This is a genomic window from uncultured Gordonia sp., from assembly GCF_937858515.1.
Lineage (GTDB): Bacteria > Actinomycetota > Actinomycetes > Mycobacteriales > Mycobacteriaceae > Gordonia.
Genome location: NZ_CALLZT010000097.1, coordinates 17,680 through 43,187 on the forward strand (window position 1 = coordinate 17,680; position 25,508 = coordinate 43,187).

Here is a 25,508-nt window from a genome sequence, read left to right on the forward strand (position 1 = left end):
AGGCTATGCGGCATGGCTTCGCCCCTCCTGCGTCTGGTCGTCCTGTTCGGTGGCGTCTCGGCAGAACATGACGTTTCCCGTGTGACCGCGGCCCACGTGCTGGCAGCCGCAGACCGCACCAAGTACGAGCTGGTGCCCGTGGGCATCGGCAAGGACGGCTCGTGGGTGCGCAACGACGACGCGATGGCCGCGCTTGCCGATGGCACGCCGCTGCCGAACGCACTTGATGTCGTCGGGACGGCCGTCGACCCGCTGACCGTGCTGCGGGGTGAGCAGTCCGAAGCGATAACCGTGGTACTGCCGCTACTGCACGGCCCGCATGGTGAGGACGGAACCATGCAGGGGTTACTGGAACTGTTCAAGTTGCCGTACGTCGGGTCGGGTGTGCTCGGGTCGGCGGTGTGCATGGACAAGGCGATGGCCAAGCGCGTCACCGAGCAAGCCGGCATCCCGCAGTGCCGATGGATCGAGTTCCGCGACGGCATCGACGACGCCCGCGAGATCGTCGGCCGCGCCATCGATGCGCTGGGTCTGCCGCTGTTCGTCAAACCCGCCAACCTCGGATCGTCCGTCGGAATCAGTAAGGCGCACAATGAATCCGAACTCGACAAAGCCATCGATGTCGCATTGCGCTATGACGACACCGTCATCATCGAGGAGGCGGTGACCGCCCGCGAGATCGAGGTCGCGGTCCTGGGCAACACCGCCCCCGAAACGTCGGTGCCCGGCGAGATCCTGCCCGGCAGCGACTTCTACGACTACGAGGACAAGTACGTGACCGGCGCCGCGAAGCTGGCGATCCCCGCCGACCTGCCCGCCGAAGAGATCGCGAAGGTTCGGGAGCTGGCCGTCGAGTCGTTTCTCGCGCTGCGCTGCGCCGGCCTGGCCCGCGTCGACTTCTTCTACGAGGAGGGCGGCCGCGGCTGGCTCCTCAACGAGATCAATACCATCCCCGGCTTCACCCCCGGCTCGATGTACCCGAAACTCTGGGACGCGGCCGGTCTCGGTTACGCCGACCTCATCGACCGGCTCGTGGTGCTGGCACTGGAGAATCACCGCCGCCGGGCCGGGTTCTCCACCGAACACTGATCGGCTGGCTCACGGGCGCAGGCCGCGCAGGTAGACGTCGATGAGCCAGGACGTGTGGGTGTCGCAGTCGGCTTCGTCCTGTTCGGACAGTGGTCGGGTGATCGACGCGATGCCGAGTTGAAAGTTCTTGGCGGACACATCATCTCGCACCAGACCTGCATCCTTGGCGCGTTCCAGGAGCGTTTCCTGTGCGGCGAGCACCCCCGTGCGCAGCGGTTCGACGTAGTCGGGGGTGCCGGTGTCGCCGAACTTCTCCGCCAGTGCGGGAATGAGCGTTCCGGGTCGCAGCGCCGCCAGCGCGTGCACGAAATCGTGCCAGCCTTGATCCGGATCCTTGTCGATCCGGGTCAGGTAGTCGTCTTCGACTGCCCGGAAGCAGTCGGCGAGGTCCTCGACGACGGCGCGGATCAGGTCGTCGCGGGTGGGGAAGTTGCGGTAGAGCGTCGCGATCCCGATGCGCGCCGCGTCGGCGACCGCGGACAACGGAACATCCACCCCGCGCGCGGAGAACAGGGTGCGCGCGGCGTCGACGATGGCCGTGCGGTTGGCACGTGCGTCAGATCTCATCGCTGTCTCCCGTCAAACACTTGCCGATCGTTAAACGGAAGATTACTCTCCACTTGTATCGGAGGAAAATCCTCCATATAACAGGTGATGTGTCAGGGGAAGGCAGATTTCGCATGAGCGCGAACATGGGGGCGTCCACACCGAAGCTGGGCAACCGGATCATGATGTCGCTGCTTGAGGCGCCCGTCGTCGGCGGTGTGCTCGGCAAGGGGCTGACCATCCTCACCTTCACCGGAAGAAAAACCGGCCGCACTTACCGCACACCCGTCGGTTACAAGCGCACCGGCGTAGACACCATCACCCTGCAATCCAAGTTCGGCACCGACGGCAAGACGTGGTGGCGCAACTTCACCGGCGACGGCGCGCACGTCACCGTCCTCGTCGACGGCACCACCCACCCCGGGCATGCCGTCGCCGTCAAGGACGGCGAGATCGTCACCGTCACCATCACCCTCACCAACGAAGGAGAATCCCGATGACCTGGGACCCCGCACACATCGGCGACCTCACCGGCCGCACCTACCTGATCACCGGCGCCAACGGCGGTATCGGCTACTTCGCCGCCGACCAACTGCTGCACGCCGGCGCCGACGTGATCGTCGCGGGCCGCAATCCCGCCAAACTCGACGCCGCGATCGCCGCGCTCAGCGCATCGGCGAAGGTGCCGGCCGCCGGAATCCGCACGCTGCGCATCGACACCAGTTCCGTCGCGTCGTCGAAGCGGGCCGCCGACGACATCATCGAGTCGGGAACCCGACTCGACGGGCTCATCCTCAACGCTGGCCTCGTCAAAGGACCCAAGACGCGGACCGTCACCGACGAAGGCCACGAACTCCTGTTCGCCACCAACATCCTCGGGCACTTCGCGTTCGTCGGTTCGGTCCTCGGCGAGCTCGCCGAGGCCGCCCACATCGTGTGGCTGGGCAGCTCGACAGCCATCAAGGGCGACTACGACTTCACCGACCCCGAACTCGACAGAGCCGCGGCCTCCTACAAGCCGATGAAGGTGTACGCCCACTCCAAGGCCGCCACGACGATGGTCGGCGCCGAGGCCGCCCGCAGGTTCGCCGCGGCAGGATCATCGCTGGTCAGCGTCATCGCGCATCCCGGCTACGCGCTCGGCGGCCGCGGCCCCGTAGGACCCGGCATCAACGAACCTACCGTGAAGGAACGGATCGTCGATACGCTGCAGGCGTCGTTCAGCCAGACCAAGGAACTCGGGGCCCACGCCCTGGTCCGCGCAGCCGTCGATCCGGCCGTCGCCGGCGGACAGTTCGTCGGGCCGAAGGGCTACAAGGGCCCCACCCAGATCGGCGAAGCACGGAAGTACACCACCGATCAAGCAGCCGCCGACCGGCTGTGGAAGCACCTGGAGAAGGCCACCGGCGTCATCTGGCCGTAGCCGACAGGCCCGCGGCTACAGTTGATCCATGTCCGTCCCGCACGGCGACCGCCCCGACCTCCCCGAGTGCATGACGTGGGAGGAACTCGGCGAGCTTCCCGAGGAGATCGCCGCCCAGGTGGAACTGTGGGACGGCAGGGTTGTGTGGATGCGCCGCGGACCGGCCGAGCACCAGACCTTCACCAACCGGATCTGGGCGGCCTTGGAGCGGTGCGTTCGCGCAGATCGGACGGACAATCCGGAGCGATGCCTGCGGGTCACCACCGAAACCGACGTCTTTCTGGGAACCACCGGCAAGAACGACTTCCTCACCCCGGATTTCCTCGTACACCGCTGCCTCGACAAGCCATATCAGGACCTCCGCGCCCCCGACGTCGTGCTGGTCGGTGAGGTGCTGTCGCCGGGCAACTCCCAAACCGACATGGAAGCCAAACGAGCCCGGTACGCGTCGGCCGGGATCCCCTGGTACTGGGAGGCATCACTGGATCGTTCGGCGAGCGCCATCGCCTCGATCCGCGCCTACGGTCTCGAATCCACACCCGGCCCGCTGCCGGACGGGGACCGCCCGCTACGGCAGGCCAACTACCTTCTCGCCGGCGAATGGACCCCTGCGGACGACGCCGGCATCGTCATCCGGGCTCCGCTCCCGATCGCCATCGACTGGGCGGACCTGGCGTACTGAAATCTGCGGTGTGGGCCGCAGGTGGCGGCCCGGTCAGTTGTCTGCTGGGGTGATCAGGATCGATGCGGCCAAACCGTTGATGCGGCCGAGTAACTCAGGTGGCGTGAGCGACAGGTCGAGCGCGTGGCAGTGGATCGTGACGCCTGCGCGACGAACTGTGTGTACCGTCGGCTGCTCGTTGCCTTTGGCGTAGATCAAGTGTCCGCGTGACAGACCGAGGGCCGTGCAGTACGCCAGCATTTGGTAAAGGTCGGCGTCGGGGAAGCCTTCGGGCTTCTCGGCCTTGTACTTGGCGTCGATGGCGGCGATGGCGTTGTGGGTGCTGTCGAAACAGAGAAGATCGGGCCGCATCGCCACCCTGTCGTCGATGTCGAGATAGATCCGATGCTGGGTGGCCGTACGTTGTCCTCGATTGGCCATCGCTTCGCCGAGCGCGGTGCAGACGAAGTCCTCGAAGATTCTCCACATGTCGAAGACGTAGCCGCTGACCGCGAGATCGCCGGCGTGGTGTTCGAACGATTGCGCGGCGAGGATTACCTCGGCGAGGCGTAGCGCGTTGACGTACCGCGCGTTGAGTCGGGTGGGCCGCCACGCGGGCGTGGGTACACCGCGAGAAGGGGGCGTGACCTCGGCGAAGGCGAGGTGCAGTCGCTGGAGGCGGCGTCGGGCGGTGGTGGTGATGCCGGCAACGCGCAGCATGCGCAGTGTGGCGGCCAGCAGGAGCTGGTTCTCGGCGATGTCGGTGGTGAACTCGTCGTATTCGACGGCGAGCGGTACGGCGAAACCATAGTGGCGGGTCGTCTGCTCACCGGCGAGAACCCGGCCGCGGAGCACAGGCAGGCTGTCGGTGACAGTTCGGTAGCCCTGCAATAGACCCTGGGCGGTTGCGTGAGTGGCGAGTCGGGAGAATGCTTCGGCGAGCGCGGGAAACAGGTCGTCCTCGGTGGTCAGGTGTACGGGATCGTCTCGCCAGATACCGGGCTTCTGCGCGTAACCGAGGAGGAAGATCAGCCGGTTGAGGTCGGTGATCTTTGGTCTGACGACGATCTGCAGATCCCCGACGGCCAGTGCGCCCACCTTGTTGGCTGCGGCGCGGACCGTGAACACTCCCTCGATGAGCGTGGGTGTGACGTCGACGAGTGGTGATCCGAGGAGCGCGACGTACTCGTCTGGGGTGAGTTGCCGTTCGGCGTATCCGCCTTCAGTCAGTGTCAGCGGTGATCGTGGCATCGCCGAGGCTTTCCGTTTGGGCATCGATGTGGGCGGCTACTCGCTTGCGGATGGTGTCCAGTCCGTACCGCTGTTCGATGTTGATGCCGTCACCGTAGTGGTGTTCCTCGAGCAGCGGCAGGATTGATGTGCGCCAGATCCGCTGTAGCCCGGTGTCGGTGAAGGCCGATTCACGCATGAAGTACGACGGCCCGATCTTGAAGTCGTCGTCTTCGATGAGTGCGTTCAGCTCGTCGAGGAGGTCGGCGACGTCGGTGGGGCGGTCGGTCGCGGTGAGCCAACTGCGCAGGACCCCGTTGGCCGGGTCCTGGGACGGGTGCAATGTGACGAACGAGAATCGTCGGCGCATCGCCGCATCGACCAGCGCGATGGATCGGTCGGCGGTGTTCATGGTGCCGATGATGACGATGTTGCGCGGCAACGTGAATGGGGCTGTGCTGTACATGAGGTCGATGCTCTCGTTGCGATACTCTAGCAGAAAGTACAGCTCACCGAAGATCTTGGCGAGGTTGCCGCGGTTGATCTCATCGATGATGAGGACGAACGGTGCCTGGGGGCTCTCGATGGCCCTGTCGACGAGTCTCCGCAGGGGCCCCTTCCTGAGATCGAATCCGACCTGGCCGCCGGTCTGCTGCCCGGGCCGATATCCTTCGAAGAAATCCTCGTACGAGTAAGCCGGATGGAACTGCACGATCTTGACCTTGTCTTCGCCGGCGAGATATCGGGCCAGTGTCTTTGCGATGTAGGTCTTTCCGGTTCCGGGCGGGCCGTAGAAGATGAGCTGGGGGCGGTCGCGGATCAGGTCGATACATTCCTGTAGCCAGTCCTGGTCGACGTTCAGTTGTTCGGCCAGGTACTCGTCGGCGTCGGGAAGGTGCAGCGAGGAGTCGGCTGGTGTCGGTCGTGGCAGGTCGATGAGTGTTCGGATTGTGTCGATCTGCCCGGTGAGGTCGAGGACTTCGCCTTTCTCATTGAGGCGAGTCGAGAGTTCGGGTGGGAGTTGTGCGGTGGTGATGGACTCTTCATACCAGTGAACCGGCCGCCGCAGTTTCGATCGCCCTGCGCTGTCATCGGCGTATGTGGCGTCGCCCGTGACGGTGCCGAAGTAGACCTTGCCCTGGCTGACGGTGACAACCAGATCGCCGGGGTTCATTTGGGTGAGGAACGAATAGAACTCTTCGGTCTTTTCCTTGCGGGCGGTGTAATTGACTGTTGAGTAGTCTTTGTCGACGATTGATTTCAGGTTGTCGAAGCTGATATCCGAATTCACGGGACGAAGGAACTTCGCGGCAAGCGATACCGAGGACTTTTGCTGCCAGACGGGCACCATGTCGGTGCCTGCGACATTGGAGCCGTAGATTCGCCATGCGTGTGCCGTGCCCGGGTCCGGTTCGGGTTGAGACTTCGATGGCTGCCACTTTTCTGCCCAGGGTGGCGTATATAAGTCGACGGACTTACCTTCGGCAGCAATGATATTCGAGTAGATATGGTGGAGATCGACGTCGATATCTTCGGTCGGTTCTTGGCCGAGATACTCCTCGGCGAAAGCGTCGCGAATGAGTTTCAGGTGAGTGGCGCTTACGACTGGAAGGTAAAACTCTGGAAACGCCAGGTAGAGCAGTGCTTGACGCTGTGCGGCCTGTCCGGTCTTGATCGTTCGGACAAAACCCCTGAAAGTGAGCGGGTCACTCAACACAGCGGCTGCATCCTCCGCCGGCAGCTCCCGAAACGCGCGGGTCAGCTCAATCAGGTAGTTGATCTGCTTCCATTTCTGAGTGGTGAACGCCTGGCCGCCGTTGAAGACGCCGCCCGACATCAATGCGTCCAGGACATCCTCGGGGAGTTCGACGGAGTCTCCACCGATCCTGAGGATCGACTTCGTCTGCTCAACCTTCTTCGGCCCGCTCACATTCGTGATCGGTAGGACGTTCAGAATAAAGATCTCGGCGAACAGTTGGATCGCACCGTGAGACCTGCTGCCTATCTGTCCATCAAGCTTCTCGAAGAAGGATTTCGCACTGAGATCCGGGCGTTGGACAAAGTACTCGTGCAGCTCGGTCAGATTCCGGTCGGTCCACACCGGTATCCCAGGTGTGAGAAGTGAACCACCCGCGCCCAGGCAGTCGTGAACCAGGCGGTGGCCGACGGCCTCGACGGCCGGGGCTGCGGGCCGGTTCAGGGTAGGGCCAAGGGTGTCTGCGTTGTCGGACAAGGTGGTTCGGCTCCTTGCATCGGATTGCGGCTTGGTCTGGTTGCTCTGCGAATGCCATTCGATCACCCTGCGGGTGAACTATTGAATCCAGATTTATGTACCAGCTGGCTCTCGATTTCGGATAGGGCCGCCAAAGTGGGTAGCGGGTTGTCGACGGTAACGCTGCGAACGGTTTCCAACCACTGTGCGACCTCGCTCCACACCCAGACCGGCATGGAGGAAGCGCGAATGTGGGCAAACGGTACCGGAAACCCCTCGGCCTGAGTCCATTTCCGTGCGCCTTCACGGCTTACCCCCGCTCGGTGTGCGATATCGGTAGTCCCCACGAGGTCGCGATCGACACCGTGCACACGAAGCTGCGGCAGTTCGGCTTGCACTGCCCGTACCCGTTCGATTGCATCCGAGATCGGGTCGGCGTCGGACACCGACATCATGAGGACGTGAGGTTGCTCGCCTGCGATGAACATATCGGGGAACTTTTCGCCGAGCACTTGGTAAGTGGCTTCGTCGTCGAAGTCGAGACCGGAGATACGCACGCCTACGGGGAGAGACGGCATGTTGAACGTTCCTCTCCTACTGCGGCATGACGTTGGCAGTTGCCAACCACACTATCGGAGGGTCGCCGCGCACGGATCGGAACCGCTAGTCGGTAACGCTGACGACCTCTCGGTCGCGCAAGGCGGTCCACGCGGTGGTGACGTGATCACTGGTGAACATTCGTGCTTTGCGGTTGTTCCACGTGCGGACCTGGTCGAACGCCGCGGCAGGATCCTTTGCGGCCGCGTCGTCGTGGGTCATCACCCAATGCACGGTTGCCAGCAGCTCGAGACTGTACATCGACTCGAAACCGTCGATGATGTCGTAGACCCTGTCGATGCGTGCGAGTGTGTCCGGGTGCTCGGCGAGCACAGCTTGTGCCTGCTGGACTGCCCCGGGAAGCACATGGATTGGTTCAGCCTCCCTCACCGGAGTGTTGCCGTCGCCGTAACCGCTGATGAAATGGCCGTCGATATGGCTGAGGACATGGCGGAGGTTGTCGGCGTACGGCCCGTAGAGGTTCTTGACGTAGTTGAGCTTCAATGGTTGGCCTTCGAGCTGAAGGAAGTACATCAGTTTCTGGACCTCGATGAGGCTTGCGTCGAGAGCGACACGTGAGTAGCCGTCGAGCAGCGTGACGAGTGCCGCACGGCCTACGGTCATATTCGGTGCTTTCGTCGCGTTACGCATCTCTGTGGCTGCAGGAGCATCTGCCGGCGGGTAGAGACGGACTTCGACTTCCGCTAGATCGGCGAACGCATCGACGATCAGAGGACGCACATCGGCCCAGTCCAGGCCGCCGTTGCCGCAACCCAGGGGCGGTACCGCTATCGACGTGATTCCTCGGTCGCGGATTACCCGGACCAGGTCGGTGAGACCAGTCTTGATGTCGTCAAGGTGCGACTGGGCACGCCAATGCCCCTTGGTTGGGAAGTTGATGATGAACCGGGGACCGTCCAGCATCCCGGTCTCCCACACATGCATGCGGCCGAGTGAGACGGCATCGTCCTTGCATGCCTTCTCGTATGCCTTGAACATCTCGGGGTATGCCTTGCGGAACTGCAGCGCGATACCCTTGCCCATCACTCCGACCGTGTTCACCGTGTTGACCAGCGCGTCGGCGTCTGCTTGCAGCAGATTGCCATCAACGTCTGCCAGCATGACGATCAGCTCCGTCTCTTCAGAAGTATGCGTCCGGGTTCACTCGGATGTGAGGTACGGGGGCTCCAACCTTACGCAAGGTGGTTTCGACAGTAGACGCCCGACCCTCGTCGTATACGCTTATCTGTTCGAATGTTGCGAAATCGACACGTCCGTGGACCAGGCACTCGGCCATGCGTCGCTCCTTGCGCTCAAAGTCGGTGTCGGTGTTCCTCCATATCCGGGCCTCCATCAGATCCCAGTCGACGAGGTCATTGAGGCGGTCGGTGTCGCAGAAGTGGGTGGCAGTACCCAGCGCCGCGTTGCGGTCAGTGAACACCAAGTCGTGACCACGGTCGATGAGCCTCTCCACCGTTGTCACCAGGTAGACCAGATCGTGCTCATCGCCAGTGAACGTCGCGACACTGCGATGGTGGATTGAGGACATCATCGGGCTCCGCGGCGCGAAGTAGAAGGGAACGTAGTCGGCGACGACTCCACCAGGGCCAACCGTGACCGTGCGACGTTTGCGTCGTCGTTTGATGCGAGGCTCACCGGCCTCGGTGACAAGGTGCCCAGCCGAGTGAGCATCACACACGAGACCATCGGTGACGATACCGGCCAGATTGTCGACGTGCGTGAAGTGCGCGACATAGGTCGGAATCGGGCGGGGCACCGTCTCAGTGTGCCATCTGGTCGTATGCCTCTAGGACCAGGCGTTTGGTGCGGAACTCGCCGTGGTTGGCCGTGTCCCGATCTCTTATCAAGTTGAACGTGTCCATGATGTAGTCGACGTCGTCGCGGTCGACTGCGAAGAGGTGGAAGAACGCCGCGTCCAGTTCGGTGCGAATACGGGCTCGCTCGGCGGGATCCCACTTGAATGGTGCTGAGTCGACACCGCATTCGGCTGCCCAGGTCGCGAGTTTCTCGTCGGTTGCCGACAGGCGGACCGATTGCTCGACAACCCATCGGTAGTCGAATGTCAGGTGAGGGTTGGTCGAGAAGGCATCGCGGGGGACACATGGAAGCTGCTCGAAAGTTCCTTGCGGAATCGACGGTTGGCTGAGGAACTGCCGCAGAACGTAGTCGAAGGCGAATGAGTTGTACTGCGCGCAAAGGAACGCCAAACCGTCTGCGGATGGCCCGGCCGATAGGATCCAACCGTAGGACGCCGCACCCCAGGGAAGGATCGCGGCGATACAGGTGCGTTCGTCGGTGTTCCTGGCGACTCGGCGGAACCCGAGCATCGCAGTTTGTGTGCCCCAAGTGCGACGCTCTTGGCGAGCCCTCGTGACCTCGGGGCCGACCCAGTACCTTGGCACGACGGATGTGGTGGGGCCGTGGTCAGGGTTCGGCTTGATGTCGGTGTCGCCGATCCCGACGAAGTAGGCCGATCGGTGGTCAAAGATGTTGCCCATCTTGCCCTCATACAGCGGCAGCACCTTGTCGATCTGAGTGGTCATGTGGTGGCCTCCATGGCGGTGTCATCGATTCCGGTCGGGGAGTGGGAGGGGATGCCGGTGGCTTCGGCTTCGGACATTGCGTCGTAGGCGGCCAGGATCAGGCGTTTGGTGCGGTACTCGCCGTACTCGGCTTCGTCTTTGCGTTTGACGATGGGGAAGGTGTCCATGATGTAGTCGACGTTGTCGCGGTCGATGCCGTAGAGGTGGAAGAGGGCGGCGTCGAGTTCGGCACGAACCTGGTTGCGGTCTTGGGGACTCAGCTCGGACTCCCTGAGGTGGCAAGTATTTCTGGTGGCAAGCCGACCAAACGCTGAGGACTTGATTGTTCGTGGTGTCGGTGATGGGAACTGTTTCAGGTAGAAGTAGGTCATCGATGTGCCGCCGATCTTTTGCCGGGCGACATAGTCGAACGCGAACGACGACCAGACTGCTGCCAGGGAGTCTTGGTGGGATGTGAAGGCAAGCGGTAGTTTGTGGTTGACGGCGGCACGCGGCAGGACGGATGTGATCATGGTGCGTTCGTCCGTGCTGCGGCAGATGTCGCGCCAGCCCAGTAGCCAATCTGTGTCGACCTTGCCGTCGAGACGTTCGTCAACTTCCGACTCCGCGACCCAGTACCTTGGCATGACGACGAAGGTGGGGTCGGCTTTTTCTTCGGCGGTGACCAGGCGGGTGGTGCCGTCGGGCTCGTAGGTGGCCCAGCGGTGGTCAAAGTGATGGATCATCTTGGCCTCGTACAACGGCATCATTCGTTTGACCCCTGAGTTCGGGGGGGGGTCTGCTTTTCGAAGACATTGCCGCGCAGAGTCCAGCCGTCGGCTTCGAGTTCTTCGCGGGTGTGGAACAGGCCCGAGTCGTTCGACATGTGGAACATGGTCATGAACTTGATGCCCCAGGGGTTGCCGTTTTTGGGGTCGTTCTCGTTGATGAGGACGGGGACGCGCTTGTAGATGCCGAGGGTGATTTCGGCGTCGCGGCGGGACCGGAACACCGGGCAGGTGCCGGTGTTGGGGTTGAGTAGCTTGATCTCTTCGGGACTCAACGTGAAGCAGGTGTTGGGACGCTGTAGGTCGGTTGGTTCCTGGGCGAAGAACGCGAAATCGGCCTGTGGCTCTCGGGTGTTCCGACCGGTGAGGGTGAGCAGGCAGAACTTGAAGCTTCGATGAACGCCCTCGAACAGGGGCCGGGAGTTCTCGAAGTCGTACAGGCTAGCGATTGACCCGTGTTCGACCAGGTCCTTGAAGAAATACTGGGTGGTCGCGTCGGTGGCGATACCTGTCGGAAGGATCACGCCGAGTCGCCCCTTGCTACCGACGAGGTTTCGGTCGGTTTCGGCGAACACCGCGTACGTGTTGATATCGCCACGGCCGGTGAGCGGGTAGCGCGCTGAGTTACGCAGGATGTGCGAAATGCCTTCAGCGCGTCGCTTCTCGGCGACGAACGACCGGTACAGGACGTCGTTGGTGTCGGGTAGCGCCGCGATCAGCTTCTTGCGTGCGGCCGCGTTGGGTGCGGTCGCGATCTTGGGATCGCGGGCAGCGAAGAACTCCTGCTCCTGCAGTTTGACCCGTTCCCATGGAGGGTTGCCCAGGACCACGGAGAATCCACCGGCCCAGCCGGTCACCTCATTGACCGAACCCGAATCGGTAGCGGCAGTGGGGAAGATATGCGGAAACTCCAGGTGCCAGTGGAAGAATCGGTACTCGGCAGTCAGCCGCGTGAGCTGGAAGTCCTGTTCGCTGTCCAGCCAGGTGGTGCCATCGCGTAAGCCGGTGAGGGTGGCGTGGGTGATCGGTTTCGGTGCGCCGTCAGATTTAGGCCACACGAATGCCGCACACCAGGCGTCGGCGATGAGCCGGGCGTTGCGGTACTCGGGTGAATCCTGGTAGGACCGCAGGCGTTGCTGCTGGACGTGCACGTCGGCAAGTGACAGGGCATCCCGGCCGACGACTTGCTGCACCTCGTCGGCAAGGGCGGCATTGGTGGGGAGTGCGTCGGTGAACCCGAACAGGCTGCCCTGGCTGTTGCGTTCGGCTTTGTTCGCCTTCGTGATCGCCGAAGCGATCTTCTTGTCGTCACCCTCGATCGGTTTGAACGCGGCATCGGGCAGTTCGTCGGCGAGGAGGGCGGGTGTTGCGCCGACGAGGGCGTTGCCCACCTTGATTTGGCCGTCGAGGTAGGTCAGCGGGCGGCCCGGTTCCAGGGCCTCCATCCATAGCGACACCTTTGCCAGTTCGGCGGCGAGTGGATTCACGTCTACACCGTAGATGCATTTCGCGACGACGTCGCGCATCGCTGTGCGGACCGGTTCGGGTGCCGGTTCAGGGTCGCCGGTGCGGATCGCGGCGACCCGTTTGGCGATGCGCCGTGCCGCGCCCACGAGGAAATGGCCACTGCCACAAGCAGGGTCGCAGACGGTGACGGCCAGCAGGGCGGCGATCTGGCCGTCGGCGCCGGATGCCGACTTGACCGCGTCATCGAGGATCGGTTCGAGGGCGGTGTCCAGAAGGGAATCGACCAGGGACGTCGGGGTGTAGTACGAGCCGGTGTCCTTGCGCTGATTACCCGACGCGATATCCAGGGTGTACTTCTTGGTCACGCCGTCCCAGTGCGGAACGAACTCCAGCAGCGCCTCGTAGATGCTGCCGAGTTCCTCCGCGCCGAGGTTGCGGTAGTCAACAACCCGCAGCACACCGGATTTGGGTTCGCGGATCAACGACAACGACCGCACCGCCGACAGCAGGGCGTCGTTGCTGACCTGATGCTCGGTGAGAAAGTCCAGTTCGCCGATGTCGAAGAGTCCGCCGATACCGGGTAGGCCGAGTTCGGGACGGCCGGTTTCGCTGCCCAGTCCACGCCACACCACTGTCAGTGCCTGCCAGCGGTCGCTGTACCGGCCACCGCCACGACGGCGATGCGACGTTTTCCGTAGGCGTGCGGTGGAGAAGTAGTCGGCGTAGCGGGCTTTTGCGGCAGGATCGGCAGCCGGATCGAGGAGCGCGCCCCGGTCCTCGGCGACGAACGTGAACAGCAGCCGGTACACCACGCGCAGCAGGGCATGATTCACGTCGGACACCGACAGCTCACCGGCCGCGAGCTGTTCACGAAGTTCACTGTTGTCGGGGTGGGTGAGGAAACCGTGGCCCAGGGTTCGCAACGCCACCACCACCCCGTCGCGTAGCTGGTTCAGCGCACGAGAACCGGACTCGACGGCCTCAGTGCGCCACTGTTCCAGCCGGCACGATGCCGCGCCGATCTCCTCGTCACGAACCTCCAGCCGCGAGACCTGACACAACGTGTACAGCAGCAGAAAATCCGAAAACAGATCGCCGTCGAAGATCGCTTCCAGATCGAACTCCACATAGGCCGACCCGACCAGCGACGTCGAATCGCGCAGCAACCGCAGCGTCTGACCATTGGACAGGATCGCCCACAGGTGCGTCTCACTGCGGTTGAGCAGTTCCTGGACCATCGACTGCGGTGATGCCCCGGCAGCACCCGCGACGCCCCTGGTTCGGGTGTCCAGTGGCGTACCCGAACCGAGCAGGTGGATCGGGGTGACACCCCACAGATGCGACACGGGGAAGGACTGACCGTCGACGGTGATGCCACCACGCCCGGTGGTGGGTACTCGCCCATAGCCAAGCTGGTCGAGCAGAACCAGCAGGAAACGTTCACGGGTGAGCGAGGTGGTGGGCGCGCCGGCGGGAAGCTGGTCGAGCGCTTCACGATAGGCGGTCCAGGCACCGCGAAGGTATGCCCACACCCGGTTCGCCGCATCGCGGACGGTCTCACCCGTCACCAGGTGATAGTCCTTGGGGGACAGTACCTTACCCGACGGATCGTGCCCGACCGACAGTTGAGACGGAAGATCGGCGGGCAGCAGGCCGCCGGTAATCCGCAATCCGACAAACTGATCCACGCTCACTGCGCACTCCCTGCACCCGAATCCGGAACGAACACAAACACCCCGAGCACGTCGGCACCGGGTTCCGGGGTCACCTTCAGACCACGAACGATCTCGGCCGACGCCTGCCGCACCCGCCGGTGCGAGGCGAGCAACTCCTGCGCCATCTCAGTGCCTTGATCCTCCAAATAGGGCCGGAGAGTATCGATTCCGTCGACCGCACGTGACATGAACTGTTTGGCCTGCGGCGCGGGAACGTTTCCGCTCGGTACGGCGGCCAGCAATTCGGCGACCCTCTCCTTGCCGAGCCACTTGGCCTGGGCCGGGGAACCTTCGAACGCGAACGTAGCGGCGTCCTCGGCAATCAACTGGCGCAGCCCAGTACGGGAGGGGAGTTCGAGGTGAAAACGGTAGCGGGCGACCATCAGTGTGGTGCGTACCGACACCGCGGCCATCCGCACCACCGAGCAGCGCCGGGCCGGACGCAGTTCCGGGTCGAGACCGTCATCGAGTGCCGACTCGATGACATAGCCGGCGATGGCCTCCACCGATGCATCAGTGCGAGACAGGACGGCATCACCACGGCGGACGGGAAGGTCATCGGCGAACAGCAGGGGATCATTCCTGCCCGGTGGGAGCGCATCCTGCAGTCCGAGCGGCAGCGGGGCGAGGGTGGCAACCAGGCCATCGTCAGTGGCCTTCACCGTGGAATGCAAAGCATGCAAAGCATTCTCGACACAGGTGCGGACCTGGTCGCGGGTGCCGAGCGATTCGCGTGCCGCCGTCAGTTCCGCCGACACCTCCTCGGGTTTGATCGCGTGCTGTGCGTACTTGGTCTGTGCACGACGTTCCCGGTCGGCGCTCGAGAGCCATTCGTCGAAAAGGCTGCCCTGCTTGGCCTGGACACCCAGATCCAGCGACAGTTGCTCGGCGTCGGCGCCCCGCAGCAGCAGCCCCTCCATCAGTGCCTCGACCACCGCACCGTTGCTGTCCGGCACCGGAACCGACACACCGGTCGCCTTACGGATCTGCTCGTGTTTGCGCAGCAGCACCTCCAGCACGATGCCGTCGATCTTGTTGTCGCGGCCGTACAGCGTCACCGCCCGCACCTGATCGGCGCGCTGCCCGAACCGGTCGACCCGGCCCTCCCGCTGCTCATGCCGGGTCGGATTCCACGCCAGGTCGTAGTGCACCACAGCCTGGAAACTCTCCTGCAGGTTGACGCCCTCGGACAGGCAGTCGGTGGCCACCAGTACGTGGCGTCCCTGTTCTGCGGCCAGCTCCTCGATACGCGACACACGCTCGGCAGGTGGCAGTGTGCCCGTCACCGACCGCACAGTCACATTGCGGCCCAACGCCTTGTCGAGCTGCTCGGCGACGTACTCGGCGGTGTCGATGAAACGGCAGAAGACGATGGGGTCGCAGCCCTCCGCGAGGAGCGTCTTGACCTCCTTGACCAGGGCGGTGACCTTGCGGTCAGCCTTGCCCTCCAACTTCTGTGCCTCCGCGAGAAAACCACGGAGTCTGCGTTCGGTCGCGGTCTGACCCGAATCCGGCGCAGCGCCCGGCGTGGTGTCGGATGCCTCGACGGCCTCGTCGTCGGCCTGATCGAGAACCACGGCGCGCCCGATGATGTCGGCCTCGTGGGGCGTTCCGGCTGCCGCCGAGGCGGCACGGGTACGCAGGGTTTGGGCAGCGGCACGCGGTGACGACGCGAGCGCACGGAGCAACGCCAGCGCAGACCACCAGTTCACCCGCTTGGTCAGCTCACCGTCGTCGGTGCGGACCGTTTCCCGCGCATAGTCCAGGACCTTGTCGAAGAGCGCCTTATGTTCCGGTGACAGCGCGTATGCGACTTCCTTGGTGAGCCGGTCCTTCGGGAACGGGGTGTCCTCGTCCAGATAACGGCGAATATCGCCCCGCCGACGCTGCACGAAATGGCGGGCCAGCAACTCCCGGCCCCGGCGATCGTCAAGATCTACTCTCTCCAGCGCCGGGTCGAGGAGCCCGAGCAGATTGCGGAACGCCTCCTCATTGCCCGAATGCGGTGTGGCACTCGCCAAGATCATGTGACGTCGAGGGTCTTTGGCAAGTTCCTGCATCAGTTCGTACCGCTGCGTCCGGCCGGACCCGCCCTGCCCGGCCGCGGCGACGCAGGTGTGCACCTCATCGACGATCACCATGTCCGGGCAGGTGCGCAGAAACTCGTGCCGCCTCCTCGACGACTTGATGAAGTCGGTGGACACCACAGTGATCGGATAGCGCTCGAAGATCGACTCACTGCCGACCCGGCCTCGTTCGAGCCGTCGCACCGTCGATGACAACACCAACTCGGCTTCCATGCCGAACTTCTCCCGCAGCTCCGACTGCCACTGCTCGGCGAGTGCCGGCGAGCACAGTACCGATAATCCGCGGGCCTCACCGACCGCCAGCAGCTCGGTCGCTATCAAGCCTGCCTCGACAGTCTTGCCGATCCCCACGTCGTCGGCGATCAGCAGCCTCACCACATCCTGACGCAGTGCCAGCATCAGCGGGACAAGCTGATACGCGCGTGGCTGCACCGCGATCGAACCCAGACAGCGAAACGGTCCTGCGGTGGAACGGAATCCGATCCGCAGAGCGTTCGTGAGGAGTTGGGCGCTGAAGTGGTCGCCGAGGTCGTCGGCGGCCGGCGGCGGAAAGGAGGCAGGCTCCACTCCCTCACTGGCGAGCACGCCCGCGATGTCGTCATCGAGTCCGCCGAGCGGACGCAGGAGGAGGAAGTCGTCGGTGCTGTCCGGCAGCACCACCCACTCCCGGCCGCGTGCGGTCACCAGATTGCCGGGTGAAAAACCCACTTCAGTTCCTTCCCGTACCGAATACATATGTGTGCTCACGGATCTGCGTCAACCAGTCCTCATCGGCGCGCAACCGAATCACCGACCAGCCCCGATCGAACAGTGAATCCTCGGCAACATCGTCACGCCCAGGTCCGGGAGCGCCGGACGGTTCGTCGACGAACACCGCGGCAGAGGCGGAGTCGCTGTGGAAAACGAAGTCGGCGTGGGCATCACCGACTGTTTCATGGACTGCGTCGGGCAGCCGGTACTCGTTCGACGCGAGCGCGTCCAGGAGGGCGCGTTCGGCATCGGTCGCGCACAGCGCGCGCAGCTCAGCCATCCGCTCGGAAGGGTCGCTGTTCGCGCCGGAAGAGTTCGGTGTTGTTTGGCTGCGGGTCATCCGCAGCAGCAGATCGCGTACCGCATGACGGTCGATGCGAGTGTGGTCGAGCTGATTGCCGTAGGAGAGGAGACAGTCGTAGCACGCCTTCTCGCAGCGTTCGGCGGGCTGCTTGCCCGCCTCGGTATCGGTTCCGTCTGCGGTGAAGTGTGCGATGCCGAGCGCCCTTGCTGCGACCCGGGCCAGCGCGTCGGGTTCGGTCACCAGCCGCCGCAGGACACCCGCGCCGCCCTCGGCCGACTCGGTGAACAGCATCCGGCCGTGATCGGTACTGTCCGGCAACGATTCACTCGACAGTTCCGAATCCTCCAACTGGAACTCCGCCTCGATGCCCCGTTCCAGCGCATAGCGCAGCGTGGTGGTCACGGTCTCGTCCTGGGAAGTGGCCAGCCGCAGTACGGCGATGTTCCGGGTGTCCTCGACGTACGGGATCACCTTCTGCGCCATACCCGCCTTGTCCACGTCTTCGAGACCGTCGTCATCGGGCGTGGCATCGGAGGCGTCCTTCTCGCTGAGCCAATTGCCCTTGACCGTGTCGAGCCAGTACCCGAGTTCGTTCGGGTTCCTCCGTCGGCGGCGCCCCAGGTTGGTCACCCGGACTACTGCGGTGTCGCCGTAACTGATCTGTGCCAGCGGCAGATCATCGGCTGTGATCTTGGCGTCGGAGCGGCCCGCCTGCGGTCCGTGCTGGCTGAATCGGTAGGAGGTCTCGAGCTCGAAACCGGCCCGCCGGCGTTCCTCCTCATCGGACGAGATGCGCTGGCGGCGCCGGGTGAACACCGTCTGCATGCGCATCAGGTTCTGCCGGGGTGCCGGCAGAACCGTTCCGCAGTTCTCACACACATCGAGACCTGGCTGCCGGACGTGGTGGTACCCGCAGTCCTCGCATCGACGGGCATCCTGCAGGTCGACGGTGCCGACACCGCCTGCGGCCATCGGCACCTGGATCCGGCGAACCTCGTACCGGGCACCCTCGTGATAGATCAACGCGCCCGGTCCGAACTCCGCGATGGCGAGGAACCGCGGACGCTGTAGATAGTTGCCCTGATCGGACCCGGCACCTGGCATCCTCCCGCCCGGGATGTACGCCGCGAGGGGCAGCCGGGGAAAGCTGTACCCGGGCAGGAATCCCTCGGAGGCGAAGTACCGGTAGGTGTAGAAATCGGAATGGCCGGTGTCGGAGTCCTCGTTGCGCAGCAACTTCAGCTGGTTCTCGGCGTCGCGGCGCCGAGACTCGGCGGCTCGGCGGGCATTGGCACTCGTGGAGGTGCCGAGCACGATGCGGTTCTGTTCGACCTGATCGTCGAGGGCGGCGCGGTACAGTTCGCGCCAACGGTCACAGGCGTAGTTGAATGATGTTGCGGCCGAACCGATAATCTTCTCGGTCCAGCCCTCGTACCACCAGGACGTGCTCTCCAGCTCCGGACGCAGTGGCGCAATGATGGCCGCTGCACGCGTGGTTGCCCGGGTGACGGCGTCGGGCTGACTCAACGTGAACGCCAGATCAGGCACGAGGGGCATATCTGGCGACTCGACATCGAGGAGCTGCGGCATGCGGGAATGGAGGCTCGCGCCGGTCTCGGCCAACCACAGGGCATGTAAGTGCGACGCCAGCAGCGACTCATTGGTCAGATCGAGTCGCGGAGCGGCAACCGAACCCGCGACCATGTCCTGTGATCGCCGGAAGTAGTACTGGTCGTGGGAGTTTCCTGTTGCGCAGTAGGTGACCACCAATGCGGGCTGTCCTGATCGTCCGGCGCGACCCGAACGCTGGGCGTAGTTCGCCGGCGTCGGCGGTACATTCCGCAGCCCGACCGCGTTGAGGCTGGAAATGTCGACACCCAACTCCATCGTGGGCGAACAGTACATCAACGGCAGTGCACCGGAACGGAACTCGTGTTCGCGGTCGGCACGCACCTGCGACGGAACCTGCGCTGTGTGCTCGTGCGCGTGCAAGTCGACCAGTGTGGACGCGGCCTTCTGATACAGATCGCGGAAGAAGGGATTCACGCGAATGCCTTGATCTGCGTTCGCAGTCCGGCGCAGCCGATCCGGTGCGGCGTTGACGCCGTCCCCCGCATGCCAGATGATCGCCGACGCCTTGAGCCGGTAATTGGGACCGGGATCATCGGGGACCGGCACCGTAGTCAGCAGCCCGCACCGTTCCAAAGTGGACAGAAGGACTTCGATGACCTGCTGTGCATCGTCGGTGGTGAGTCTGCTGCCATCCAGATTGCGCAGCGTGCTGCGGTCACGAATATAGCGACCGAGCGCGGACCGTCCGGTCATCCGGGTATCCGACCGGGGAAGGCCCGGCGCACCGGAATGTGCTGACACCGTCGACACCCGGGGCAGGTCGCGTCCGGAGACCGACCACAATCCGGTGAGATGCTGGGCGGACTGCCGCTGTAGCCGTTCGAAGCCGTCGTCGGTCAAGCACTCCACATCAACGGCCAGCCTGCGCCGGAACTCGTCAAGTACTATCTGGCACAGCTCTTCTCGTTCGCCTGCATCGGCATGCTGCAAGCCGGACGGGCTCGATGCCCACAGGTCGGGATCTGCTGCGATCTCGGGCAGCGACTCGTACTCGATGCGTAATAGCGCCGTCTGCTCGAGGTTAGGCATCGTCACGCGCCAGCCCCGCTCCAGATCGGAGTACAGGCGGTACTCGATAAACGCGGTGAACGCGCGCTGGGCCGACGTGCGCGGGCCGAACTTGGCATCCGGATTGGCCGCATAGGTCTCGAACGGGACGCCGAGTGCGGCAACCACACGCTGCGCCACCTCATCGTGCTGCAGCGGACGATCGGCCAGCGCGCGAAACAGCGCGCCGCGAATCTGCGTCACCTGAACGAAGTCGTTGAAGTGCCCGGCCTGCAGACTGGCATCCTGTCGGTTGTCGACGAAGGTCAACAATTTGCGGGCGGCCGCGTCCAGGTCAGATTCGGGCAGTTCTTTCAGCGAACGGACGATCGAAGTACTCACCACTGACACCGCCGAACTGCGGCCCTCCGCGTCGAGGCTGGCCAGCTTGGCGAAATCGTTTCCGCGGGTCTGCTCGTAGGAAACCTTGCACCGCAAGCAGAATCGGAATGGCGACGGAACGTAGGTGGCGACGATTCCGCCGGGATCTTCGGTGCCGTCGACGGCGACTCGGACAATCCGGGGCTGGTGACGTCGCAGGCGATCGATCACCGAACCATCGGCAATCCACGAATCGGGAAAACGGCCCTCGGACACCGGATCGTGCGGCCACGGCTGATCCTCGGAGATGTACAGGTACCCGTTGGCATCGTCGCCACCACTTGCATCGCGATCCCGCCTCGGCCGATAGCGGACGGTGCCACGGTCATCGATGCGGGCCACAACGAGATACTCCTGACCGCATTCGCGGCAGAAGGACAGTGGGATAAGGGCTTTGTGTGGTTCACCCGGCACCGCGACCTGGTACGTCGACGTCACATGCCGAGTACGTTCCGACTCGATTGACACGTAGACGGTATCGCCCTTGGACAAGAACTGGTGGAGCCGGAATGCGAACAACGGACGATGGGTATCCGGATGGACCGCATTCGAGCCGGCGAGAAGCGTTGCGCGGATCGCAGTCCCGCACTCGTCCGTGGTGCAACCGCTGTGATCGGCCAGTAGCGCGGCCGTGTCGCGTACCTGCTGCGGTTTTCGCCGGGTCGTGTGCCCTGATGTTGTTTCAGTATCAAGGCCGAACGTCGACTCGATCCAGCTTGCCAACGGGGACGCCGTCAGATCCTCGTAGGAGCCACGGGCGCCCCCCGACTGGATCTCCTTCCGTAGCTCCGACAAGTCATCGACATCGCCCGTCGTGGCGCGCGTCAGGGTTTCCCCGATCACGTGTTCGGGGATTACCGAAGCACCGAACACCTGGCTCGCTACGCCGGCGACCACGCTGCGCTGATCATCGAGATCGCCTGCGCTCGCCATCGTCGCGGATGTGCCGACGCACTGCAGAGTTGCGGAGCTACACGCATCCCGTACCCGCCGGACCAGCATTGCAACGTCGGCGCCTTGTCTGCCGCGATAGGTGTGCAACTCATCGAGAACCAGAAACTGCAGCCCCTGGGAGACCTGAACCAGGCGCTTGCGTTCCTCCGGCCTCGTCAGGACCAGCTCAAGCATCATGTAGTTCGTGAGCAGGATATCGGGCGGATCGCGCAGAATCCGCTCGCGGTCCTTGTCGTTCTCCTGGCCTGTGTATCGCGCGAATGTCACCGGCTCGTTGCCCTCGCCATAGCCGAAGCGCAGGAACTTCTCCAGCTCGCCCATCTGACTATTGGCCAAGGCGTTCATCGGGTAGACGATGATCGCCTTGACGCCCGGTGGGCGCTCCCGCATTCGCAGGACACGATCCACGATCGGGATGATGTAGGCCAGGGACTTACCGGAACCAGTGCCGGTGGTGAGGACATACGATTCGCCGGTTTGTGCCGCGACGATCGCCTCGCGTTGGTGCCGGTGCACCGTGATCGGGCGTCCACCGGGATCGGTCATCGAGGACTTCGGGCGAAAGATCCGTTCGCACTCGGAGTGCAGCAGGCCCTCGGTGACCAGCTCGCTGATCGAGCCGCCGCCGGCGAACAGCGGATTCAGCGACAGCCACGGCTCCGGCCACTGCTCGCCCCTGTCGGCCAGCTCCCGGACATGTTGCGCGAGTCGTCGTTCACGGATGTCAACCGATGATGTGGTGAACGATTTGTAGTCGTCCACCAGCTGGCGGTGCACCTTGAAGATGTCCATGAATCCTGCGGTTACCAATCCGTTGGGGACGCGTGGGGCAGTTGAGTCAAGTGACCACTGACACTACTGCCGGCACCGACACCGAGACCAGATAAGCCGGACAAACGAGCCGCTCGGGGATAGCTACCTCGCGCCGACGTTCTACGGGGTGAAGCCGATGACCGACTGGTCCTTCTGGCAGGCTGCGAGGAGGCCGTGGACCTGGGACGGGCCGCAGGTCCAGTCGCCGAATGTCTGCTGCTGACCGGTCGCGATCGCCTTGGCGTTGTACTGCTTGGTCAGGTCCTTGGCCTCGGCGCAGGTCACGTCGCCGGCGAGGATCACCACGTGCAGCGCGCCGTCGGGGCCCTGCGTGGTGCCGCATTCACCGTCCGTGGGGGTGGGTGCCGACGATGTCTTGCGGGTCTCGCGGTCGGGGTCCGGCTTGTGTGAGCTGCGCTGGGACGCCGGGACCGGGCCGCCGACGATCGGTGCGGACGGATTCTCCGAGCGCGGTTTCGTCGTTTTCGCCGACGTCTTGGCAGAAGCCGGCGTATCGGACGAGGAGGCAGAAGGCGCCGACGACGGGGAGCCGGTCGCGTCGTCCTCCGAACCGCAGGCCGCGAGCGACAACGCCAGGGCGGCGGTGGCGACGAAAACGGCAATGCGGGGCAAACGGCGCGTCATGGTTACCTACGGTAGCGAACCCCACGTCGCCGGTTTGAGGCCGCCGGTGGTGAGCTGGGAAGATGCACCGGTGACCATCGGATCAGACATTCAGCCCGGCGCGTCCGTCGACTACACGGTCGGCACATCGCTGCCCGGCACTCTCGGCCGCACCGGCGTCATCAGCACCCCGCACGGTGACATCCACACGCCGGCGTTCGTGCCGGTGGGTACCAAGGCGACGGTCAAGACGGTGCTGCCGGAGTCGGTGGCCGCGCTCGGTGCGCAGGCCGTGCTGGCCAATGCCTACCACCTGTACCTGCAGCCGGGGCCCGAGATCATCGACGCGGCGGGCGGGCTCGGGAAATTCATGAACTGGTCCGGACCCACCTACACCGACAGCGGCGGCTTTCAGGTCATGTCGCTCGGCGCCGGGTTCAAGAAGGTCATCTCGATGGATGCCACCGACGCACCCGACGACGAGCTCACAGCGAACGGCAAGGAACGCCTCTCCAACGTCGACGACGACGGTGTCACCTTCAAATCCCATCTCGACGGGTCCAAGCACCGGTTCACCCCCGAGGTGTCGATGCAGATTCAGCATCAGCTCGGCGCCGACATCATCTTCGCGTTCGACGAACTCACGACGTTGATGAATACCCGTGCGTACCAGGAGAGTTCGCTTGAACGTACCCGGCTGTGGGCGATTCGTTGCCTCGCCGAACACAATCGGCTCAGCGTGCAGCGCAGTCACCGTCCGCAGCAATCACTGTGGGGGGTGATCCAGGGTGCGCAGTATGAGGACCTGCGCCGCAAGGCATCTCGTGACCTGGTGGCGCTCGGCGACGCCGACCGCGCCGCCGGCGGAAAAGGCTTCGGCGGCTACGGAATCGGCGGCGCCCTCGAAAAGGACAACCTGGGCACGATCGTCGGCTGGGTCAATTCCGAACTGCCGCAGGATGCGCCGAAACACCTGCTCGGAATCAGCGAACCCGACGACATCTTCACCGCCATCGAGAACGGTGTCGACACCTTCGACTGCGTCTCGCCCACTCGCGTCGCCCGCAACGGCGCGATCTATTCGCGCGACGGCCGCTACAACGTCACCAACGCGAAATACCGCAAGGACTTCGGACCGCTCGACCCGGACACCGAGAACTACACCTCGCAGTACAGTCGCGCCTACCTGCATCACCTGTTCAAGGCGAAGGAAGGCCTGGCCGCGACGCTGGCGACGCTGCACAACGTCTCGTTCGTCGTGAATCTTGTCGACGGTGCGCGCCGGGCCATCGAGTCGGGCGACTACATCGCCTACCGCGACGACTTCCTCGGCCGCTATTACGCCAATTCCTGACCGGCCGCACCCAGGTTGGTGGACGATCGGTGATCGGGGTCGCAGTGACTTGCACCGATGACCGAGTTTCGGCACCCTGGATCGAACGATTGCCGGGCAGCCGAGCTGCCAGGCGCTCCGTACAGCCGGTGCCCGAACAGTGAGAGAAGAATGAGACGCGCCAAGCGCCGAAAACGCCGCCGACGATCGACCCCGACCCCCTCTGACGTCTGCGCCCCGCCCGGCATCCACGTCCTGGCTACGGGCTGTGAGGATCTGCCGTGCTGACCGTTCTCGGAATCCTGGTGGGCATTCTGGTCGTCTTCGCGATCACCGCGCTGACTGGCTATTTCGTCGCCCAGGAATTCGCCTTCATGTCGGTCGACAGATCGCGCCTGGCCGCCCGCGCCGAAGCCGGTGACGCCGCTGCCAAACGCACCCTGTCGGTGACGCGCCGCACGTCGTTCATGCTGTCGGGCGCCCAGCTCGGCATCACCATCACCGGCCTGCTCGTCGGCTACGTGGCCGAACCCCTCATCGGCAACGGAGTGGGCGAGCTGTTCGGCGATATCGGGATCCCGGTGTCGGTCGGCATCGCGATCGGCACCGTCCTGGCCGTCGGATTCTCGACGGTCGTGCAGATGGTGTTCGGTGAGCTGGTCCCCAAGAACCTGGCCATCGCCAAACCCGACCCGGTGGCCCGCTGGCTCGCCCGGTCCACCACCATCTACCTGGCGGTATTCGGCCCGATCATCACCGTCTTCGACAAGGCCGCCGAACTCCTGCTGCGACTGCTGCACATCGAACCCGTCCACGACGTCGAACATTCGGCGACCCCGCGCGACCTCGAACACATCGTCGCCGAATCGCGGGAAACCGGGGAACTGCCCGCGCCGTTGTCGACGCTGCTCGATCGGGTCCTCGACTTTCCCACTCGCAGCGCCGAGCACGCGATGATCCCGCGCGGCAACGTCGACACCGTCTCCGTCGACGACCTCGCCTCCGAGGTGCTCGAGCTGATGAGCTCGGGACACACCCGGTACCCGGTGGTCGACGGTGCGCACGAGGTCCGCGGCATCATCGACCTGCAGATCCTGCTGAACTGGTCCGATGCGGGCGCCGACCCGGCCGTCACCGCGGGCGCGCTGTGCCGCCCGGCCATCGCCATCCCCGACTCCCTCCCGCTGACCGAAGTACTCGAGCAGATCGAGGCCGCCGACGGCGAACTGGCCATCGTCATCGACGAATACGGCGGCTTCGCCGGCATCATCACCATCGAGGACATCGCCGAGGAGATCGTCGGCGAGATCGA

18 protein-coding genes are annotated in these 25,508 nt (G+C 64.1%); 6 read left to right on the plus strand and 12 right to left on the minus strand.

Features of this window, described 5'->3' with window-relative positions; genetic code table 11:
• Positions 1–12: 12 nt before the first annotated feature.
• On the plus strand, positions 13–1,089 hold the full coding sequence (locus tag Q0627_RS08820) for a D-alanine--D-alanine ligase family protein (protein ID WP_291014035.1): 1,077 nt from the start codon (positions 13–15) through the stop codon (positions 1,087–1,089).
• Positions 1,090–1,098: 9 nt separating this feature from the next.
• Here Q0627_RS08820 and Q0627_RS08825 read toward each other — a convergent pair whose 3' ends face one another.
• A complete protein-coding gene (locus tag Q0627_RS08825; RefSeq protein WP_291014038.1) occupies positions 1,099–1,656 on the minus strand; it encodes a helix-turn-helix domain-containing protein in 558 nt (185 codons plus the stop codon).
• Positions 1,657–1,769: 113 nt separating this feature from the next.
• Here Q0627_RS08825 and Q0627_RS08830 point away from each other — a divergent pair, with 113 nt between their 5' ends.
• From Q0627_RS08830 to Q0627_RS08840, 3 genes are read left to right on the plus strand one after another with little or no spacing between them, the layout of a single operon-like run.
• Positions 1,770–2,135, plus strand: a complete 366-nt coding sequence (locus tag Q0627_RS08830) for a nitroreductase/quinone reductase family protein (RefSeq protein ID WP_291014041.1) — start codon at positions 1,770–1,772, stop codon at positions 2,133–2,135.
• Positions 2,132–3,058 carry an SDR family NAD(P)-dependent oxidoreductase gene (locus Q0627_RS08835; RefSeq protein WP_298809126.1) on the plus strand — a complete coding sequence of 309 codons (927 nt, stop codon included), beginning with the start codon at positions 2,132–2,134 and terminating at the stop codon, positions 3,056–3,058. Before Q0627_RS08830 ends, Q0627_RS08835 begins: the two co-directional genes overlap by 4 nt.
• A gap of 28 nt (positions 3,059–3,086) precedes the next feature.
• Positions 3,087–3,740, plus strand: a complete 654-nt coding sequence (locus Q0627_RS08840) for a Uma2 family endonuclease (protein ID WP_291014047.1) — start codon at positions 3,087–3,089, stop codon at positions 3,738–3,740.
• Positions 3,741–3,773: 33 nt separating this feature from the next.
• On the opposite strand, the gene Q0627_RS08845 is transcribed toward Q0627_RS08840, so the two are convergent.
• From Q0627_RS08845 to Q0627_RS08895, 11 genes are all read right to left on the minus strand, one after another.
• Positions 3,774–4,970: a 5-methylcytosine restriction system specificity protein McrC gene (locus Q0627_RS08845; protein ID WP_291014049.1), complete on the minus strand. Its 1,197-nt coding sequence runs from the start codon at positions 4,968–4,970 to the stop codon at positions 3,774–3,776.
• Positions 4,942–7,050: an McrB family protein gene (locus tag Q0627_RS08850; protein ID WP_298809131.1), complete on the minus strand. Its 2,109-nt coding sequence runs from the start codon at positions 7,048–7,050 to the stop codon at positions 4,942–4,944. The genes Q0627_RS08845 and Q0627_RS08850 overlap by 29 nt, the downstream gene beginning before the upstream one ends.
• A gap of 194 nt (positions 7,051–7,244) precedes the next feature.
• Positions 7,245–7,739 (minus strand): AlpA family transcriptional regulator, encoded by a 495-nt coding sequence (locus Q0627_RS08855; RefSeq protein ID WP_298809134.1) that lies wholly within the window; start codon positions 7,737–7,739, stop codon positions 7,245–7,247.
• Between the two features lie 85 nt (positions 7,740–7,824).
• On the minus strand, positions 7,825–8,880 hold the full coding sequence (locus Q0627_RS08860) for a macro domain-containing protein (protein ID WP_298809137.1): 1,056 nt from the start codon (positions 8,878–8,880) through the stop codon (positions 7,825–7,827).
• 19 nt (positions 8,881–8,899) lie between these two features.
• Positions 8,900–9,535, minus strand: a complete 636-nt coding sequence (locus Q0627_RS08865) for a DUF4433 domain-containing protein (RefSeq protein WP_291012619.1) — start codon at positions 9,533–9,535, stop codon at positions 8,900–8,902.
• Positions 9,536–9,539: 4 nt separating this feature from the next.
• Positions 9,540–10,322: a hypothetical protein gene (locus tag Q0627_RS08870; protein ID WP_291012622.1), complete on the minus strand. Its 783-nt coding sequence runs from the start codon at positions 10,320–10,322 to the stop codon at positions 9,540–9,542.
• The gene (locus tag Q0627_RS08875) at positions 10,319–11,047 is read right to left on the minus strand and encodes a hypothetical protein (RefSeq protein ID WP_298809142.1); all 729 of its coding nucleotides are present in this window, start codon (positions 11,045–11,047) and stop codon (positions 10,319–10,321) included. Before Q0627_RS08875 ends, Q0627_RS08870 begins: the two co-directional genes overlap by 4 nt.
• Before the next feature lie 20 nt (positions 11,048–11,067).
• Positions 11,068–14,250, minus strand: a complete 3,183-nt coding sequence (locus Q0627_RS08880; RefSeq protein WP_298809144.1) for a DNA replication factor Cdt1 C-terminal domain-containing protein — start codon at positions 14,248–14,250, stop codon at positions 11,068–11,070.
• The gene (locus Q0627_RS08885; RefSeq protein WP_291012627.1) at positions 14,247–17,066 is read right to left on the minus strand and encodes a helicase-related protein; all 2,820 of its coding nucleotides are present in this window, start codon (positions 17,064–17,066) and stop codon (positions 14,247–14,249) included. Before Q0627_RS08885 ends, Q0627_RS08880 begins: the two co-directional genes overlap by 4 nt.
• 1 nt (position 17,067) lies before the next feature.
• Entirely contained in the window at positions 17,068–22,218 is a 5,151-nt protein-coding gene (locus tag Q0627_RS08890; protein ID WP_291012629.1) for a DEAD/DEAH box helicase, read from the minus strand.
• Positions 22,219–22,359: 141 nt separating this feature from the next.
• The gene (locus Q0627_RS08895) at positions 22,360–22,884 is read right to left on the minus strand and encodes a hypothetical protein (protein ID WP_298809149.1); all 525 of its coding nucleotides are present in this window, start codon (positions 22,882–22,884) and stop codon (positions 22,360–22,362) included.
• A 70-nt stretch (positions 22,885–22,954) separates the two neighbouring features.
• On the opposite strand from Q0627_RS08895, the gene tgt reads away from it, so the two are divergent.
• Both tgt and Q0627_RS08905 read left to right on the plus strand, forming a co-directional pair.
• Entirely contained in the window at positions 22,955–24,217 is a 1,263-nt protein-coding gene (tgt, locus tag Q0627_RS08900; RefSeq protein WP_291013179.1) for a tRNA guanosine(34) transglycosylase Tgt, read from the plus strand.
• A 260-nt stretch (positions 24,218–24,477) separates the two neighbouring features.
• Positions 24,478–25,508, plus strand: a 1,031-nt coding sequence (locus Q0627_RS08905) for a hemolysin family protein (protein ID WP_298809153.1), incomplete at its 3' end; no start/stop codon positions are given.